At 58.9% G+C, this 15,086-nt stretch carries 14 protein-coding genes; 3 read left to right on the top strand and 11 right to left on the bottom strand.

Features of this window, described 5'->3' with window-relative positions; translation table 11 throughout:
- Window positions 1–172: 172 nt before the first annotated feature.
- Complete coding sequence (uvrB, locus tag P8T11_RS08555; RefSeq protein ID WP_268077356.1) at window positions 173–2,302, bottom strand: excinuclease ABC subunit UvrB; 2,130 nt, start codon at window positions 2,300–2,302, stop codon at window positions 173–175.
- Between the two features lie 76 nt (window positions 2,303–2,378).
- On the opposite strand from uvrB, the gene P8T11_RS08560 reads away from it, so the two are divergent.
- Window positions 2,379–3,578, top strand: a complete 1,200-nt coding sequence (locus P8T11_RS08560) for an amino acid aminotransferase (RefSeq protein ID WP_268077355.1) — start codon at window positions 2,379–2,381, stop codon at window positions 3,576–3,578.
- 156 nt (window positions 3,579–3,734) lie between these two features.
- A complete protein-coding gene (gene lexA, locus P8T11_RS08565; RefSeq protein WP_268077354.1) occupies window positions 3,735–4,388 on the top strand; it encodes a transcriptional repressor LexA in 654 nt (217 codons plus the stop codon).
- A gap of 113 nt (window positions 4,389–4,501) precedes the next feature.
- Here the strand turns inward: lexA and lon are convergent, their stop codons facing one another.
- The 5 genes from lon to P8T11_RS08590 all read right to left on the bottom strand — a co-directional run bounded on the left by lon (window position 4,502) and on the right by P8T11_RS08590 (window position 11,447).
- Entirely contained in the window at window positions 4,502–6,952 is a 2,451-nt protein-coding gene (gene lon / locus P8T11_RS08570; RefSeq protein ID WP_268077353.1) for an endopeptidase La, read from the bottom strand.
- 206 nt (window positions 6,953–7,158) lie between these two features.
- Window positions 7,159–8,457 (bottom strand): ATP-dependent Clp protease ATP-binding subunit ClpX, encoded by a 1,299-nt coding sequence (gene clpX, locus P8T11_RS08575; protein ID WP_268077352.1) that lies wholly within the window; start codon window positions 8,455–8,457, stop codon window positions 7,159–7,161.
- 101 nt (window positions 8,458–8,558) lie between these two features.
- Window positions 8,559–9,212 carry an ATP-dependent Clp endopeptidase proteolytic subunit ClpP gene (clpP, locus tag P8T11_RS08580; protein WP_050445287.1) on the bottom strand — a complete coding sequence of 218 codons (654 nt, stop codon included), beginning with the start codon at window positions 9,210–9,212 and terminating at the stop codon, window positions 8,559–8,561.
- Window positions 9,213–9,216: 4 nt separating this feature from the next.
- The gene (gene tig / locus P8T11_RS08585) at window positions 9,217–10,527 is read right to left on the bottom strand and encodes a trigger factor (RefSeq protein WP_100856284.1); all 1,311 of its coding nucleotides are present in this window, start codon (window positions 10,525–10,527) and stop codon (window positions 9,217–9,219) included.
- A 164-nt stretch (window positions 10,528–10,691) separates the two neighbouring features.
- Window positions 10,692–11,447, bottom strand: coding sequence for a M48 family metalloprotease (locus tag P8T11_RS08590; protein WP_268077351.1), 756 nt, complete (start codon window positions 11,445–11,447; stop codon window positions 10,692–10,694).
- A 265-nt stretch (window positions 11,448–11,712) separates the two neighbouring features.
- On the opposite strand from P8T11_RS08590, the gene P8T11_RS08595 reads away from it, so the two are divergent.
- The gene (locus P8T11_RS08595; RefSeq protein ID WP_268077350.1) at window positions 11,713–12,258 is read left to right on the top strand and encodes a TIGR00645 family protein; all 546 of its coding nucleotides are present in this window, start codon (window positions 11,713–11,715) and stop codon (window positions 12,256–12,258) included.
- Between the two features lie 114 nt (window positions 12,259–12,372).
- Here the strand turns inward: P8T11_RS08595 and P8T11_RS08600 are convergent, their stop codons facing one another.
- From P8T11_RS08600 to P8T11_RS08620, 5 genes are all read right to left on the bottom strand, one after another.
- On the bottom strand, window positions 12,373–12,579 hold the full coding sequence (locus tag P8T11_RS08600; protein WP_006225311.1) for a cold-shock protein: 207 nt from the start codon (window positions 12,577–12,579) through the stop codon (window positions 12,373–12,375).
- A gap of 304 nt (window positions 12,580–12,883) precedes the next feature.
- Window positions 12,884–13,447 (bottom strand): DUF924 family protein, encoded by a 564-nt coding sequence (locus P8T11_RS08605; RefSeq protein WP_268077349.1) that lies wholly within the window; start codon window positions 13,445–13,447, stop codon window positions 12,884–12,886.
- A gap of 135 nt (window positions 13,448–13,582) precedes the next feature.
- Complete coding sequence (locus tag P8T11_RS08610; RefSeq protein WP_006220190.1) at window positions 13,583–13,786, bottom strand: cold-shock protein; 204 nt, start codon at window positions 13,784–13,786, stop codon at window positions 13,583–13,585.
- 371 nt (window positions 13,787–14,157) lie between these two features.
- The gene (locus P8T11_RS08615; protein ID WP_050445282.1) at window positions 14,158–14,478 is read right to left on the bottom strand and encodes a hypothetical protein; all 321 of its coding nucleotides are present in this window, start codon (window positions 14,476–14,478) and stop codon (window positions 14,158–14,160) included.
- 95 nt (window positions 14,479–14,573) lie between these two features.
- Window positions 14,574–14,972 carry a hypothetical protein gene (locus tag P8T11_RS08620; protein ID WP_268077348.1) on the bottom strand — a complete coding sequence of 133 codons (399 nt, stop codon included), beginning with the start codon at window positions 14,970–14,972 and terminating at the stop codon, window positions 14,574–14,576.
- Between the last annotated feature and the right edge of the window lie 114 nt (window positions 14,973–15,086).

Genomic DNA, 15,086 nt, shown 5'->3' on the forward strand with positions numbered 1-15,086 from the left:
ATTTGCATTTTATTCAGCATAATCAATCAGTTACGCAGAATACTCAAAGTCAAAGCTCACCAATGAAACACACTGGCCGTGTGCATTGCGAAACTGTCGCCATCTGGCCGCCGGGTTTCATCCTTTTCAGCTTTTCGTAAGCAAAAAGAGCGCTCGCGTTGGGGCCAAATGGTCATACCGCCCCATCCAGAAGTACCCGCTGCTTCAGCGCGGTAAGCGCATCGCGCGCGGCGGCAGCCTGCTCGAATTCCAAGTTTCGGGCATGGTCCATCATCAGCTTTTCAAGGCGCTTGAGTTCGCGAGCCAGCGCCTTTTCGTCCTTCAGAAACTCGGCCGGAACCGCCGCTTCCAACGCATCATGCTGCACGGGCGCTACGATGCCATCAATCAGCTCACGCACTGCCTTGCGAACGCCCCGCGCCGTAATGCCGTTGTCGATGTTGAACTGTAGTTGCTTGGCGCGCCGGCGACTGGTTTCCTCCATGGCGCGCTGCATCGAATCCGTGATGCGATCCGCATACAGAATCGCGTGGCCATTCAGGTTGCGCGCCGCCCGGCCGATGGTTTGAATCAGGCTGCGCTCGGACCGCAGGAAGCCTTCCTTGTCCGCGTCCAGAATCGCCACCAACGACACCTCAGGAATATCCAGGCCTTCACGCAACAGGTTGATCCCAACCAGCACGTCGAATGTCCCGAGCCGCAAATCGCGCAGAATCTCCACGCGCTCCACCGTGTCAATGTCGGAATGCAGATACCGAACCTTGACGCCATGCTCGCTCAGGAAGTCAGTCAGATCTTCGGCCATGCGCTTGGTAAGCGTTGTCACCAGAACACGCTCGCCTAGCGATACCCGAGCCTTGATCTGGCCCAGCAAATCGTCCACCTGCGTGCGGGCTGGCAACACTTCCACCAACGGATCGACCAGGCCGGTGGGCCGCACAACCTGCTCGACCACATTGTCGGCATGCTCTTTCTCGTACGCAGCGGGAGTGGCGGACACGAACACGCACTGGCGCATCCGCACCTCGAATTCCTCGAGTTTGAGCGGCCGGTTGTCCAGCGCGGACGGTAGCCGAAACCCATACTGCACCAGCGTTTCCTTGCGCGACCTGTCCCCACGATACATGCCGCTGAGCTGGCCGATGGTCACGTGACTTTCATCAATGAACATCAAGGCATCGGAAGGCAGGTAGTCAATCAGCGTGGGCGGAGGCTCCCCCGCTGCCGCGCCCGACAAATGGCGGGAGTAGTTTTCGATGCCCTTGCAAAAACCCAGTTCCTGCAGCATTTCCAGGTCGAACCGCGTCCGCTGTTCCAGCCGCTGCGCCTCGACAAGATGACCATCGTCGACAAACCGTTTTACCCGTTCGCGCAGCTCTTCCTTGATGGTTTCAATCGCACGCAACACGGTGTCGCGGGGGGTGACATAGTGCGAACCGGGGTAGACGGTGAAACGGGGCAACTTCTGGCGGATGCGCCCGGTCAGCGGATCAAAAAGCTCCAGACTTTCGATCTCGTCATCAAACAGGGTCAGGCGCAGCGCCAACTCGGCACTTTCCGCGGGAAAAATATCGATGGACTCGCCCCGCACCCGGAATACGCCACGGGTGAACTCAGCGTCGTTACGCGTATATTGCATCGCCACCAGGCGCGCGAGGATTTCCCGCCGCGAGATCTGATCCCCGCTGCGCAGAATCAACACCATTGCATGGTAGTCGCCCGGGTTACCGATACCGTAGATGCACGACACCGTACCCACGATGATCGTATCGCGCCGTTCGAGCAGGCTCTTGGTGGCCGACAGCCGCATTTGCTCGATGTGTTCGTTGATGGACGAATCCTTCTCAATGAACAGATCGCGCGTGGGCACATAGGCCTCAGGCTGGTAATAGTCGTAGTAGGAAACGAAATACTCGACCGCATTCTTGGGGAAGAACTCACGCATTTCAGCGTAGAGCTGTGCCGCAAGGGTCTTATTTGGTGCCAGCACCAATGCGGGACGCCCCAGACGGGCGATCACGTTGGCCATGGTGTAGGTTTTACCCGAGCCCGTGACGCCCAAAAGCGTCTGGAACATCAGGCCGTCTTCTATCCCTTGTTGCAGACCATCAATGGCGGCAGGCTGGTCGCCCGCTGGGGGATAGGGTTGGAACAGCTGATACGGGCTGCCCGGATACTCGACGAAACGCGGTTCAACGCTTGTTCCGGGCACGGATTCAGCCGCTGCCGGCGCCGCAGAATCCGTAGCGAGATTCTGAGCCAGATCTCCCGCGCCGCTTGGGTCTATTGGGCTGTTTGGCATGCTAGACTGTTCCAGGGTAAACCCCCCATTATCCACAGCACCTCGTACTGCGTCCACCCATCCTCATCAGAGTCCCATGAGCAACCTTTTCGATTCCGTCGAACTCGCGCCGCGCGACCCCATTCTTGGTCTGAACGAACAATTCAACGCGGATACGCGTCCGGGTAAAGTCAACCTGGGCGTGGGCGTGTACTACGACGATCAGGGACGGATCCCCTTGTTGGGCGCCGTTCGCAAAGCCGAAACCGCCCGCATTGAAGCCGCCGCCGCTCGCGGCTATCTGCCTATTGAAGGTATCGCTGGCTACAACCAGGGCGCGCAAGCGCTGCTGCTGGGCAAAGACTCCGCGCTGGCCGCCGCCGGGCGCGTGTTGACCACCCAAGCGCTGGGTGGCACCGGCGCGCTGAAGATCGGCGCCGACTTTCTGCGCCACCTGCTGCCCTCCTCCAAGGTGCTGATCAGCAACCCCAGCTGGGAAAACCACCGCGCGCTGTTCGAGCGCGCCGGCTTCGAAGTCGGTACGTACTCGTACTACGACGCCGCCACCCGCGGCCTGAATTTCGATGCCATGTTGGCCGATCTGAAGGCAGCGCCGGCGCAGACCGTCGTCGTGCTGCACGCATGCTGCCACAACCCCACCGGCGTGGACCCCACGACCGAACAGTGGAAGCAAATCGCTGCGGTCGTGAAAGAAAACAACCTGGTCCCGTTCCTCGACATCGCCTATCAGGGTTTTGGCGAAGGCCTGACCGAAGACGCTGCCGTCGTGCGCATGTTCGCCGATCTGGACATGACCATGTTCATCAGCTCGTCATTCTCGAAGTCGTTCTCGCTGTACGGCGAGCGCGTCGGCGCGCTGACAGTCGTCGCCGGCAGCAAGGATGAAGCGGTCCGCGTGCTGAGCCAACTGAAGCGCGTCATTCGCACCAACTACTCCAACCCGCCCACCCATGGTGGCACGGTGGTGTCGACGGTTCTGAATACGCCTGAACTCTTCGCCATGTGGGAAGAAGAACTCGCGGGCATGCGCGACCGCATCCGCCTGATGCGCAAGCAGTTGGTCGAGAAAATCAAGGAACACGGCGGCAAGCAGGACTTCAGCTTTGTTCTGCAACAGCGTGGCATGTTCTCGTATTCGGGCCTGACGTCGGCACAAGTCGACCGGCTGCGCGAGGAACATGGCGTGTACGCCGTGTCCAGCGGCCGCATCTGCGTGGCCGCGCTGAATAGCGGCAACATTGACAAGGTCGCCGCGGGCATCGCTGCTGTGCTGTAACCTCGCCCACCAGCGGGTTCCTGCGACCCCTGCGTGACAAGACGGAGCCCTCGGGCTCCGTTTTGCATTACGGCAGGCATCGGCTTGCTTTTTTGCGCTGCGTCCCCCAGAATGGCGCTGTATATATGTACAGTCCGCTCGCACCGGATCATCGCCATGGCCAGCAAACTTACAGATCGCCAGCAACAAATTCTGGACCTCATCCGGCAAACCGTCACGCGCACGGGGTTCCCACCCACACGCGCCGAAATTGCACAGGCATTGGGTTTCCGCTCGCCCAATGCCGCGGAAGACCACCTCAAGGCACTGGCCCGCAAGGGCGCCATCGAACTCACCGCTGGCGCTTCCCGTGGCATCCGCCTGAAAGATAGTGGCTCAGAGTCCCCACAAACCTCTTCACCTCTGCTGCCATCGCTGTCGCAATTGCTACTGCCATTGGTAGGACGCGTAGCGGCAGGCAGCCCTATTCTTGCGGCCGAGCACGTGGAACGTGAAGTTGGCGTTGACCCTCACCTGTTCGCGCAAACGCCTGACTACCTGTTGAAGGTGCGCGGCATGAGCATGCGCGACGCCGGCATCCTGGAAGGCGACTTGCTCGCCGTAAAGAAAGCGTCCGAAGCCCGCAACGGTCAAATTGTGGTGGCCCGGATTGGCGATGAGGTCACGGTCAAGCGTCTGCAGCGCATTAACGGTCATATCGAGCTTCTGCCCGAGAACCCCGACTTTCAAACCATCGTGGTTGAAGCCGACCAGGAATTTGCGCTGGAAGGAATAGCCGTCGGCTTGATTCGTACGCACGCATTGCACTGAGCAAGCGCCGAGCATCCGTCTGCTCAATAAAAAACCCCGACACTCTGAACGTGTCGGGGTTTTTGTTTGGCCGCCCTCGTCTACATCCAAGGGCGGCCAAATCCAAGCAGCAATCAATGCTTGAGGACAGGGTCGGTCGAGCCCGGCTCCGCCGGTTTCGCCACCAGCGGCTCCTTCACCGCTTCTTCCTCTGACAGCGGCTCCGGCAGACGCTCCAAGGCCAGTTCCAGAACCTTGTCGATCCAGCGGACCGGAACGATCTCAAGATGGTTTTTGACGTTGTCCGGGATCTCCGCCAAGTCCTTGACGTTTTCCTCCGGGATCAAGACCGTCTTGATGCCGCCACGATGGGCCGCGAGCAGCTTTTCCTTCAAGCCGCCGATCGGCAACACTTCACCGCGCAGCGTGATCTCACCGGTCATGGCGACATCGGCACGCACGGGAATGCGTGACAACGCCGAAACCATGGCCGTGGTGATCGCGATACCGGCAGACGGCCCGTCCTTCGGCGTCGCCCCTTCCGGGACGTGCACGTGCATATCGTGCTTTTCAAATACGCTATCGGCAAAGCCCAGACGACGTGCCCGTGAACGGACAACCGTGCGAGCAGCCTCAACGGACTCCTTCATCACATCGCCGAGCGAACCCGTGCGCTGGATGACGCCTTTACCCGGCATGTCCGCGACTTCGATGGTCAGCAAGTCGCCACCCACCTCAGTCCACGCAAGTCCAGTCACTTGGCCGATCTGGTTTTCCTTTTCGGCCATACCGAAGGTGTAACGGCGCACACCCAGGTAGTCGCTCAGGTTGTCGCCCGTGACATTGACCGGCTTGGCCTCAAGGGTTTTACCTTCGGCCTTGGCGCGATCATTCTGGGTCAGCAATTGCTTGATGACCTTGCGGCAGATCTTGCCCACTTCGCGTTCGAGAGCCCGCACACCGGCTTCCCGGGTGTAGTAGCGCACGATGTCACGCAATGCGCTGTCGTCAACGGTCAGCTCGCTATCTTTCACGCCGTTGTTCTGCATCAACTTGGGCAGCAGATGGTCGCGGGCGATATGGATCTTTTCCTCTTCCGTGTACCCGGACAGGCGGATCACTTCCATGCGGTCCAACAGAGCCGGCGGAATATTCAGCGTGTTGCTGGTCGCCACGAACATGACGTCGGAGAGGTCGAAGTCGACTTCGATGTAGTGGTCCTGGAACGTGTGGTTTTGTTCCGGATCCAGCACTTCGAGCAACGCCGACGAGGGGTCACCGCGGAAATCCATGCCCAGCTTGTCGATTTCATCGAGAAGGAACAGAGGATTACGCACGCCGACCTTCGACATGTTCTGGACTATCTTGCCTGGCATCGAACCGATATACGTACGACGGTGGCCGCGGATCTCGGCTTCGTCGCGCACACCGCCCAGCGCCATGCGCACGAACTTGCGGTTCGTGGCCTTCGCGATGGACTGGCCGAGCGAGGTCTTGCCCACACCCGGAGGGCCGACCAGGCACAGGATCGGCGCCTTCACCTTGTCTACGCGCTGTTGCACGGCAAGATATTCAAGGATGCGTTCCTTGACCTTTTCCAGACCGTAATGGTCGTTGTCCAGCACCGTCTCGGCGTTGGAGATCGAGTTGTTGATCTTGCTCTTCTTCCTCCAGGGGAGGTTGATAAGCGTATCGATATAGTTGCGCACCACCGTGGCTTCGGCGGACATCGGCGACATGAGCTTGAGCTTCTTGAGCTCGGCGTCGGCCTTTTTGCGCGCCTCTTTAGGCATGTGCGCAGCGATGATCTTCTTTTCAAGCTCTTCGATGTCCGCGCCTTCTTCGCCCTCGCCCAACTCTTTCTGAATGGCCTTGACCTGCTCATTCAGGTAGTAGTCGCGCTGGCTCTTTTCCATCTGCTTCTTCACGCGGCCACGAATCCGCTTTTCGACCTGAAGAATGTCGATCTCGGTTTCGAGCTGAGTAAGCAGACCTTCAAGGCGCTCGGAAGTGCCAACGATCTCGAGCATCTTTTGCTTTTGCTCGAGCTTCAGCGGAAGATGCGCGGCGATCGTGTCAGCCAGGCGGCCCGCATCATCGATGCCAGCCAACGAGGTCAGGATCTCAGGGGGGATCTTCTTGTTGAGCTTTACGTACTGTTCGAACTGGGCGACGATCGCGCGGCGCAGGGCCTCGGTCTCGGAGCCTTGCATGGCGTCCGGCTCGATAGGCGTCACCTGGCAGGTGAAGTGCGAGTCGGCATCTTCAATGCTGTTGATGCGGGCACGCTGGGTGCCTTCGACCAGCACCTTTACGGTGCCGTCGGGCAGCTTGAGCATCTGCAGGATGCCGGCAACGCAGCCGATCTCGTAGACGTCTTCAGGGGTGGGGTCATCCTTGCCGGCGGACTTTTGGGCCACGAGCATGATGCTTTTGCCCGCTTCCATCGCAACCTCGAGCGCGCGAATAGAGCGCGGACGGCCGACGAACAGCGGGATGACCATATGCGGAAACACCACGACATCACGAAGTGGGAGCAGGGGCAGGTCGATCGGGTCGGAAGGCAGGGTCTGGCTGGCAGACATAGGAGGTTCCTCGGTATGACTCGGCGTATCGGGGACAGGGTGCCCGGGGTGTCCCCGAGCTATCCACGTCAGTTACGTCTGTTATGGGAACAATAGCCGAAAATTCAAGATCCCGGCTGCCGGATAGTCTAAAGGCCAAAAAAAATGCCCCGAAGGGCAGTCCTACGGCAAAAAAACCCGTTACAGGAACGGGCTTTTTTGAAATATCAGGCGGCTGCGTCGCGGACTTCACCACGTTCGGGCTTGTCCTTTTCGCCGGCTTCGTCAGCGTATATCAGCAAGGGCTTGCCCTCGCCTTCAATCGCGCCCTCATCAACGACGACGCGCTTGACGTTACCTTGCGACGGCAATTCGTACATGGTGTCCAGCAGCGTTTGTTCGATGATCGAACGCAAGCCTCGAGCACCCGTCTTGCGCTTGAGCGCCTTGCGAGCAATGGCCTTCAATGCCGCCGGCCGCAAGTCCAGCTCGGCGCCTTCCATGGCGAACAGCTTCTGGAACTGTTTGAGCAAGGCGTTCTTGGGCTCAGTCAGGATCTGCACCAGGGCCGCTTCGTCCAGTTCGTCCAGCGTGGCAACCACGGGCAGACGTCCGACGAGTTCGGGGATCAAGCCAAACTTGATCAGATCCTCGGGTTCGACTTCAGAGAACAGTTCGCCCACGCCGCGCTCGGACTTGGCTCGCACCGACGCCGAGAAACCGATGCCCGATTTCTCGGTACGGTCGCGGATGACCTTTTCCAATCCGTCGAAGGCGCCGCCCACGATGAACAGGATATTGGTCGTATCGACCTGGACGAAGTCCTGGTTGGGATGCTTGCGACCACCCTGCGGCGGCACGGAAGCCACCGTGCCTTCGATCAGCTTCAACAAAGCCTGCTGCACGCCCTCGCCCGACACATCACGGGTGATGGACGGGTTGTCGGACTTGCGGGAAATCTTGTCGATTTCGTCGATGTAGATGATGGCGCGCTGCGCCTTATCGACTTCGTAGTTGCAGTTCTGCAGCAACTTCTGAATGATGTTCTCGACGTCTTCACCGACATAGCCGGCTTCGGTCAGCGTCGTGGCGTCAGCCATGACGAAAGGCACATTCAGCATGCGCGCCAGCGTCTGCGCCAAAAGCGTCTTGCCGGAGCCCGTGGGGCCGATCAGCATGATGTTGCTCTTGGAGAGTTCGACTTCGTCACCCTTGATCTCGCCGTGACGAATGCGCTTGTAATGGTTGTAGACCGCCACGGCCAGCATGCGCTTGGGCGAATTTTGCCCAATGACGTACTGATCGAGGAAAGTCTTGATTTCGGCCGGAGTGGGCAGTTCGGAACGAATCGCCGCGCGCGCGGTAGCCTGCGCTTCTTCGCGGATGATGTCGTTGCACAGATCTATGCACTCATCGCAGATGAATACCGACGGACCCGCGATCAGCTTGCGGACTTCATGCTGGCTTTTATTGCAAAACGAGCAATGCAGCACTTTTGCGTCTGCCGATCCCTTTTTTTCAGGCATATTTGTTTCGTATCTCAGGTAAAGATGCGCCAGACCGGTAACGAGTCCGGCGCATGCGCTTACTCAAACTTGATGGCAGCGGGTTCAGATCAACCGGGAAGTCAGCCTTCCGAACGGGAGTTCATTACCTTGTCCACCAATCCATACGATACCGCATCTTCGGCGGACATGAAGTTGTCACGTTCCGTGTCCAGGCCGATTCGCTCCATCGACTGACCGGTGTTGTCGGCCAGAATCCGGTTAAGACGTTCGCGCAGGTCCAGGATCTCGCGAGCCTGAATCTGGATATCGGACGCCTGCCCCTGGGCGCCACCGGACGGCTGGTGGATCATGATCCGCGAGTTGGGCAACGTGAAACGCTTGCCCTTCTTGCCAGCCGCCAGCAGGAAAGCACCCATGCTGGCCGCAAGGCCGGTGCACAGGGTGGATACGTCCGGCTTGATGAACTGCATGGTGTCGAAAATGGCCATCCCCGCGTACACCGACCCGCCGGGCGAGTTGATGTACAGGGAAATGTCCTTGTCAGGATTCTCCGATTCCAGGAACAGCAACTGCGCCACAACCAAGTTGGCCGTTGCGTCATTGACCGGACCCACCAGGAAAATGAGCCGTTCGCGGAGCAGACGCGAATAGATGTCGTAGGCGCGCTCGCCGCGCCCCGACTGCTCGATAACCATGGGAATGTAGCCCAGGCCGGTGGGGGTCACCGAAGACCCGCCATTCATTGCCGCATAGAAATCGGTGAATCTCTGCATAGTGTTACGCCATCCCCATCAACTGATCGAAAGGCACCTTTTCGTCGGTGACCTTGGCCTTTTCCAGCACGTGCGCGACGACATTGTCTTCCAGCACGATAGCCTCGATTTCAGCACGACGCTGGCGGTCAGCCAGGTAATAGCTGACAACCTGAGCGGGTTGTTCGTAGTTTTCCGCGAATTCTTCAATGCGCGCACGAACTTGCTCGGGCTTGGCTTGCAGTTGAGCTTGCTTGACCAGTTCCGACACCAAGAGGCCCAGGCGGACACGGCGTTCGGATTCGGTCGAGAAGGCTTCAGCCGGGATCGGCACGGATTCAGCGTTGGGAATACCACGCTGCTTGAGTTCTTCGCGGGCGGCGGCGACACGGCCTTGGACGTCGTTGTCGACCAGTGCCTTCGGCACGTCGAACTTGCCGGCTTCGACCAGGGCGTCCATGACGCTGGACTTGGTACGGCCAGCCGAACGGACCTTGACTTCGCGCTCGATGTTGCTGCGGATGTCGGCCTTCAGCTTTTCAACGTCGCCTTCGGCTTGGCCGAGCGACTGGGCGAATTCGCTGTTCAGTTCGGGCAGGACGCCTTCAGCCACTTCCTTGACGGTGATGGTGAATTCGGCGGTCTTGCCGGCCACTTCCACGCCTTGGTAGTCATCCGGGAACTTCAGTTCGAAGACCTTGGTTTCGCCAGCCTTCAAGCCGCGAGCAGCTTCTTCGAATTCCGGCAGCATGCGGCCTTGGCCGAGCACGAACGGGAAGTCTTCGGCCTTGCCGCCTTCGAACGGCACGCCGTCGATGGTGCCGGCGAAGTCCAGCGTGACGCGGTCGCCGTCTTGCGAGGCGCGGCCTTCACGGGCTTCGAACGTGGCGCGCTGCTTGCGCAGGACGTCCAGGGTTTGTTGAACTTCGGCGTCGGTGACGGCGGTTTCGTAGCGGGTGACGGCAAGCGCCGACAGGTCCGGCACGGCGACTTCGGGGTACACCTCGAACGTGGCGGTGAACGCCAGCGTGTCGTCGGTGACGCCTTCAGTCTTGGGTTCCAGGTTCGGGGCGCCAGCGACGCGCAGCTTCGCGCCGTCGATAGCTTGTTCGAACGCACGGCCAACTTGGCTGTTGATCACGTCGTAGCGGATGCTGGGGCCATGGCTGCGCTCGAGCATGGCGAGCGGAGCTTTACCCGGGCGGAAGCCGGGGACCTTGGCGGTGCGAGCCACGCGCTTCAATTGCGCCTGGACTTCCTTTTCGACGTCGGCCACCGAGACGGCCAGATCAACACGGCGCTCCAGGCCGGAGAGGGTTTCAACCACAGGCTGCATTAAAAGACCTATTTTCCGAGAGATGAGATTACGGGCGGATAAACGCGCCATTTTACCGGAAACTTCCGGAACCCTGACGCAAAGGGGCGCGAGCCCCGGATTTGCCCGGATACTCGCGCCCCGTTTTCCACCCGAAAAGGGAGGGCAAACGTCGTTTCGACGCCTTATTTCGCCTTGGCGATGCGGTCTTCGATGTGTTGAGCGCGCTTGGCCGAGGACGGGTGCGAGCTCATCATATCGCTCTTGCCGCCATCCAGCTCGGCAAGCTTCTGGAATGCCGTCACCAAACCACGGGTATTGAGCTTCTTGGCCTGCAGTTGGTCGAACGAATAGTCGTCCGCCGCGCTTTCCTGCGATTGCGAGAACTGGGCGTTGATGAACTTCTCGGTCAGGTCACCCAACTGCGACGAATTCAACGCGGCAACCGTGGCACCACCCGCAGCACCTGCCGCATCGCGCGCGGCCGACACCGTATAGGCGGTCTGCATGGCCTTCTTGCTATGGCCCAGCGCGACGTGGCCGATCTCATGGCCCACCACGCCCATGACTTCGTCGTCCGTCATCATATCCATGAGGCCGCTGTAGACACGGATGCAGCCGTTGGCCATGGCCCAGGCATTGACGTCCTTGGTGACGTAGACCTTGTAGCTTGCCTTCTGGCCGTTAATAGTGCCACCCAGTGCCTTGGCGATCTTCTGCAGGCGCGCGTCGTACTTGCTGCCCGGCGCGGCGATCTTTTCCTGTGCATCGCTTTGCGCGCAGGCCTTGTCAGACAGCGTCTTGATTTCGGCATCGCTCAGCGTGGCGGCTTGCACGACCTTGCTGCCGGCGCCCACCAGGCCGCCGATGTCGAAGGCGTGCGATGTGGAAAAAGGGGCAAGCGCAACGGCCAACGCGGCAACGGTGTAGCGGATCTTCATGGAAACAAACTCCTCTTGGGTGACTCTATGCGAGCAAGGCGGCAATTCTATATATGCCGAAAGCGCTCAAAGCGTTTCGCCACAGAGTTTCGCAAATGCCAGTTTCGCTTACATAAAAGCCAGGCAAGCGTGGCGCGGGCGTGCTAACGGCGCTGTCATGCGCGGCGGCGAACCGTCATAAAAATCTGCTGCCTGGCGGGCGTCGGGATTGTTAGAATTGCCGCCGCACTTTTTATTGCACAACAACATACGGCTCGCACCCAAAATGATTGAAAATCCCCCTCCCCGCTTGGGCATGCTGCCCAGTCTGATCTTCAGTTCCCGCTGGCTGCAACTGCCGCTGTACCTGGGCCTGATCGTGGCGCAAGGCGTCTACGTCATGCTCTTTCTGAAAGAGCTGTGGCACCTTGTGACGCATGCCAGTAGCTTCGGCGAAATGGAGATCATGCTGCTGGTGCTGGGACTGATCGACGTGGTCATGATCTCGAATCTGCTTGTCATGGTGATCGTTGGCGGCTACGAGACGTTCGTGTCGCGACTGCGCCTGCAGAATCATCCGGATCAGCCGGAGTGGCTGAGCCATGTCAATGCCAGTGTGCTCAAGGTGAAACTGGCGATGGCGATCATCGGCATTTCGTCGATCCATCTTCTACGTACTTTCATCGAGGCAGGCACGATCGGCACTCCCAACGCACGCTTCACCGAAGCGGGCGTGATGTGGCAGACCATCATCCACGCGCTGTTCATCCTGTCCGCGCTGGGCATCGCGCTGGTGGACAAACTGTCGACCTCGCCAACCCAGAAGCACTAGGACGCTTGAGACGGCGCCTGGCGCCGATTGCAAAAAAAGCCTCCACACGTTGCGTGTGGAGGCTTTTTCATGGGTCGAACACCGGGGTGCGCCCGGAACGCCACCCCAAAATTATCAGGCGGCGACCTTGATGTTCTTGGCGCTTGGACCCTTGGGACCGGTACCGACCTCGAAGGTGACGCGCTGATTTTCCTGCAGCGACTTATAGCCTTCGCTGCGGATTTCGGAGTAATGGGCGAAAAGGTCTTTGCTGCCGTCGTCGGGCATGATGAAGCCGTAACCCTTTTCGGCGTTGAACCACTTAACGATGCCGGTTGCCATGGAGTGTCCTTGAACCTAAAGATGCGATTGCTCGCGGGGCGCCAGATCATCAAGGATGGGAGAGGAAGCAACCGCAGCACCACTGACGGCGACAAGTTGACGCAGACCGCGTCGCTTGAAAATCTCGCTAAACCCAGTGTATTGGTGAACCCTGAAAAACGTCAAACACGCGAATGGTCGACACGCGATGGCGTCATGGCCTCCACCGATCGCAAAAAATTGACGAATATTTTCACCTTGGCAGGATTGGATACACGTGGCTACCGGACTGGGCGACAGAAGCGGGACTATGCCCCGGTTTGCGTCAACCGGCGAAGCCGCCCGAGGCAAGGAACTCTTGTTCGGCCTGGGTCGTCTGCCTGCCCAGCGCGGCATTGCGATGCGGAAAGCGGCCAAAGCGCTTGATGATGTCGCGATGCAGAATGGCCCAGCGCAGCGTATCCGCGTCCAGCGGTTCCATCAAAGCCACGCCGCGATTTTGCATGGCAAGGCTTTCCGAGTGTTCAAACGGCATATAGAAGAACTGACGCAGCGGACGAGCCACCGCCAGATCGTGGCCCGCGGCGATTGCGCGCTCCGCGAAGTACTGGGCTAAAGGATCGGTGGCAAACATATGCGCCGTGCCACGAAAGGCATTGCGCGGAAACTGATCCAGCAAGATCATCAAAGCCAGCGCGCCGTCGGCATCTTCCTGCCAGGCATCCAACTTCCGAGAAGCGGCCGCCCAATGCGCGGATTCGAAGCGCTGACGAAACTCCGCATCAAACGCATCGCTCTTGCTGTACCACTGCTGGGGGCCCGCGTCGGTCCAGAAAGCCACCACATCTTGGGGCTGCGGCATAAGGGGCATCGGCGTGGAAGATGTCATGAGGAACGATCCTGGAGGGTCTACGGCGCGGCACTGGTCACACGGGCGCGGGCCTGCTGCTTGAACGTGCAAAGCATAGCGCGCGCAAAAACAAAAAAAGCCCCCGAAGGGGCTTTTTTGCGAAAAATCAGACCTTTACAGGACCTGAATCTTCGTGGCTTGCGGGCCCTTGGGGCCATTGGCCGTCACAAAGCTGACGCGCTGGTTCTCTTCCAGAGATTTGAAGCCAGAACCCTGGATTTCGGAGAAGTGAGCGAACAGATCCTTACCACCCGCTTCCGGGGTGATGAAGCCATAGCCTTTTTCCGAATTGAACCACTTAACGACGCCGGTTTCCATACTGTATTTCCTAGAGATAATGGGCAAATGCCCGGAGGTCACGAATCAATCAAGGAGGGGACAGTAGAACAATAACGCTGAGCCGGAAAAGGCACGGCACTGAACGAAAATCGCAACGCTTGTGATCGTGTGCCGACACTATCGTTATGTTCCCCTCACAAGTCAACATAATCCTAAAAAATACGTGCCAATAATGCAACAAAGAGAAACTGCGTTGAAAATTTGCACGTTTTCATAGGCAAAACTTGTCCCTGCATAGGTGTAAACACCCATACAACATAAAAAAACAATCGGGGCTTATTTAAATGCTGTCTTTAACGCGCATGTCATTCATACGCCTTTTAGATCAGCACTTTGGTTTGCCATCAGGCTTACTGATCGATAGGTAAACCCAACAGATCGAGAGCCGCGCCAAAAGCATCGGAACCCGAGCAAAGGAAAACCGCCACGTCGCCGGGATTCATATTCTCCAGGACCTGGTCGATTTGTTCTTGCGCATTATCAACATTGTCGACATTTGAAGCGTGTATGTCCGCTCCTGCCTCGACTTTTTCGATGGGGACGATGTCAGCGATCGCATTGAGATCGGTTACGCCCACCACTACATAGACGCTGATGGGCTCGCCATCCAGCGTCGTGAGCAGCTCGACGCCGCCCGCTACGTCGGCAAGGTGCCGACTTACTATTTCCATGTTCACTCTTCCTTGATCAGCGGGCCAGGCCCGCTTGGACGCACGCACCGTGAAGGTGCAATCTCACGCCCAGGCGCGACTATAACAGCCTTAGCCTAATGTTTTTTGACATTCGGGCCCAGCGACTGCCGCGCAGCCCCGGACGTGGCGGCCACGCGACGGCAGCGCACCCCGGCGCTGGTCAGCACGGCGATGAGCGGCTTCTGGGCAGCCAGGAAGGCGTCTTTTTCGTCGCCAGCCAGCTTGCAGATAAACATCTGCGCCTGCAACTGGGTCCGGCGCGCACGCCGGTTGTCGGCCTCTTGGGCCAGCCAGTCGCCGATCCAGGCGGAAGCGGCCTCGGGGTCGGCCTGCAGTTTGACGTGGCCCAGCAGGTCGAAAATTGTCACGCCGTCGATGCGTTCGTCTTCACCGCGCGTAAGGTAAAGCTTGGCAGCCTGGCCCGAGTAACCGGGGACCACGGCAAGGCAATCGCGTTCAGCGGGTTTCTTCATAAAGTTCTGTACTTAGGTGTCGGTTGTCTAGAACCATGGACTGTAACCCGGCCTTGCGCCCCGTCGCATTGGCGCCAAGGAACTCTGCTATCGTCGGCCTACTATTTTCCTTAC

The sequence above is a fragment of the Achromobacter spanius genome, assembly GCF_029637605.1.
In the GTDB taxonomy this organism is placed as follows: domain Bacteria; phylum Pseudomonadota; class Gammaproteobacteria; order Burkholderiales; family Burkholderiaceae_B; genus Achromobacter; species Achromobacter spanius_E.

Excerpts from the sequence above, each read along its gene's own strand:
- P8T11_RS08560 (WP_268077355.1), top strand. The coding sequence starts at position 2,379 with ATGAGCAACCTTTTCGATTCCGTCGAACTCGCGCCGCGCGACCCCATT.
- P8T11_RS08610 (WP_006220190.1), bottom strand. The coding sequence starts at position 13,786 with ATGGAAACCGGCGTCGTTAAGTGGTTCAATTCGGAAAAAGGCTATGGC.
- uvrB (WP_268077356.1), bottom strand. The coding sequence starts at position 2,302 with ATGCCAAACAGCCCAATAGACCCAAGCGGCGCGGGAGATCTGGCTCAG.
- P8T11_RS08615 (WP_050445282.1), bottom strand. The coding sequence starts at position 14,478 with ATGGAAATAGTAAGTCGGCACCTTGCCGACGTAGCGGGCGGCGTCGAG.
- lexA (WP_268077354.1), top strand. The coding sequence starts at position 3,735 with ATGGCCAGCAAACTTACAGATCGCCAGCAACAAATTCTGGACCTCATC.
- clpP (WP_050445287.1), bottom strand. The coding sequence starts at position 9,212 with ATGCAGAGATTCACCGATTTCTATGCGGCAATGAATGGCGGGTCTTCG.
- P8T11_RS08595 (WP_268077350.1), top strand. The coding sequence starts at position 11,713 with ATGATTGAAAATCCCCCTCCCCGCTTGGGCATGCTGCCCAGTCTGATC.
- lon (WP_268077353.1), bottom strand. The coding sequence starts at position 6,952 with ATGTCTGCCAGCCAGACCCTGCCTTCCGACCCGATCGACCTGCCCCTG.
- P8T11_RS08600 (WP_006225311.1), bottom strand. The coding sequence starts at position 12,579 with ATGGCAACCGGCATCGTTAAGTGGTTCAACGCCGAAAAGGGTTACGGC.
- P8T11_RS08605 (WP_268077349.1), bottom strand. The coding sequence starts at position 13,447 with ATGACATCTTCCACGCCGATGCCCCTTATGCCGCAGCCCCAAGATGTG.
- clpX (WP_268077352.1), bottom strand. The coding sequence starts at position 8,457 with ATGCCTGAAAAAAAGGGATCGGCAGACGCAAAAGTGCTGCATTGCTCG.
- P8T11_RS08590 (WP_268077351.1), bottom strand. The coding sequence starts at position 11,447 with ATGAAGATCCGCTACACCGTTGCCGCGTTGGCCGTTGCGCTTGCCCCT.
- tig (WP_100856284.1), bottom strand. The coding sequence starts at position 10,527 with ATGCAGCCTGTGGTTGAAACCCTCTCCGGCCTGGAGCGCCGTGTTGAT.
- P8T11_RS08620 (WP_268077348.1), bottom strand. The coding sequence starts at position 14,972 with ATGAAGAAACCCGCTGAACGCGATTGCCTTGCCGTGGTCCCCGGTTAC.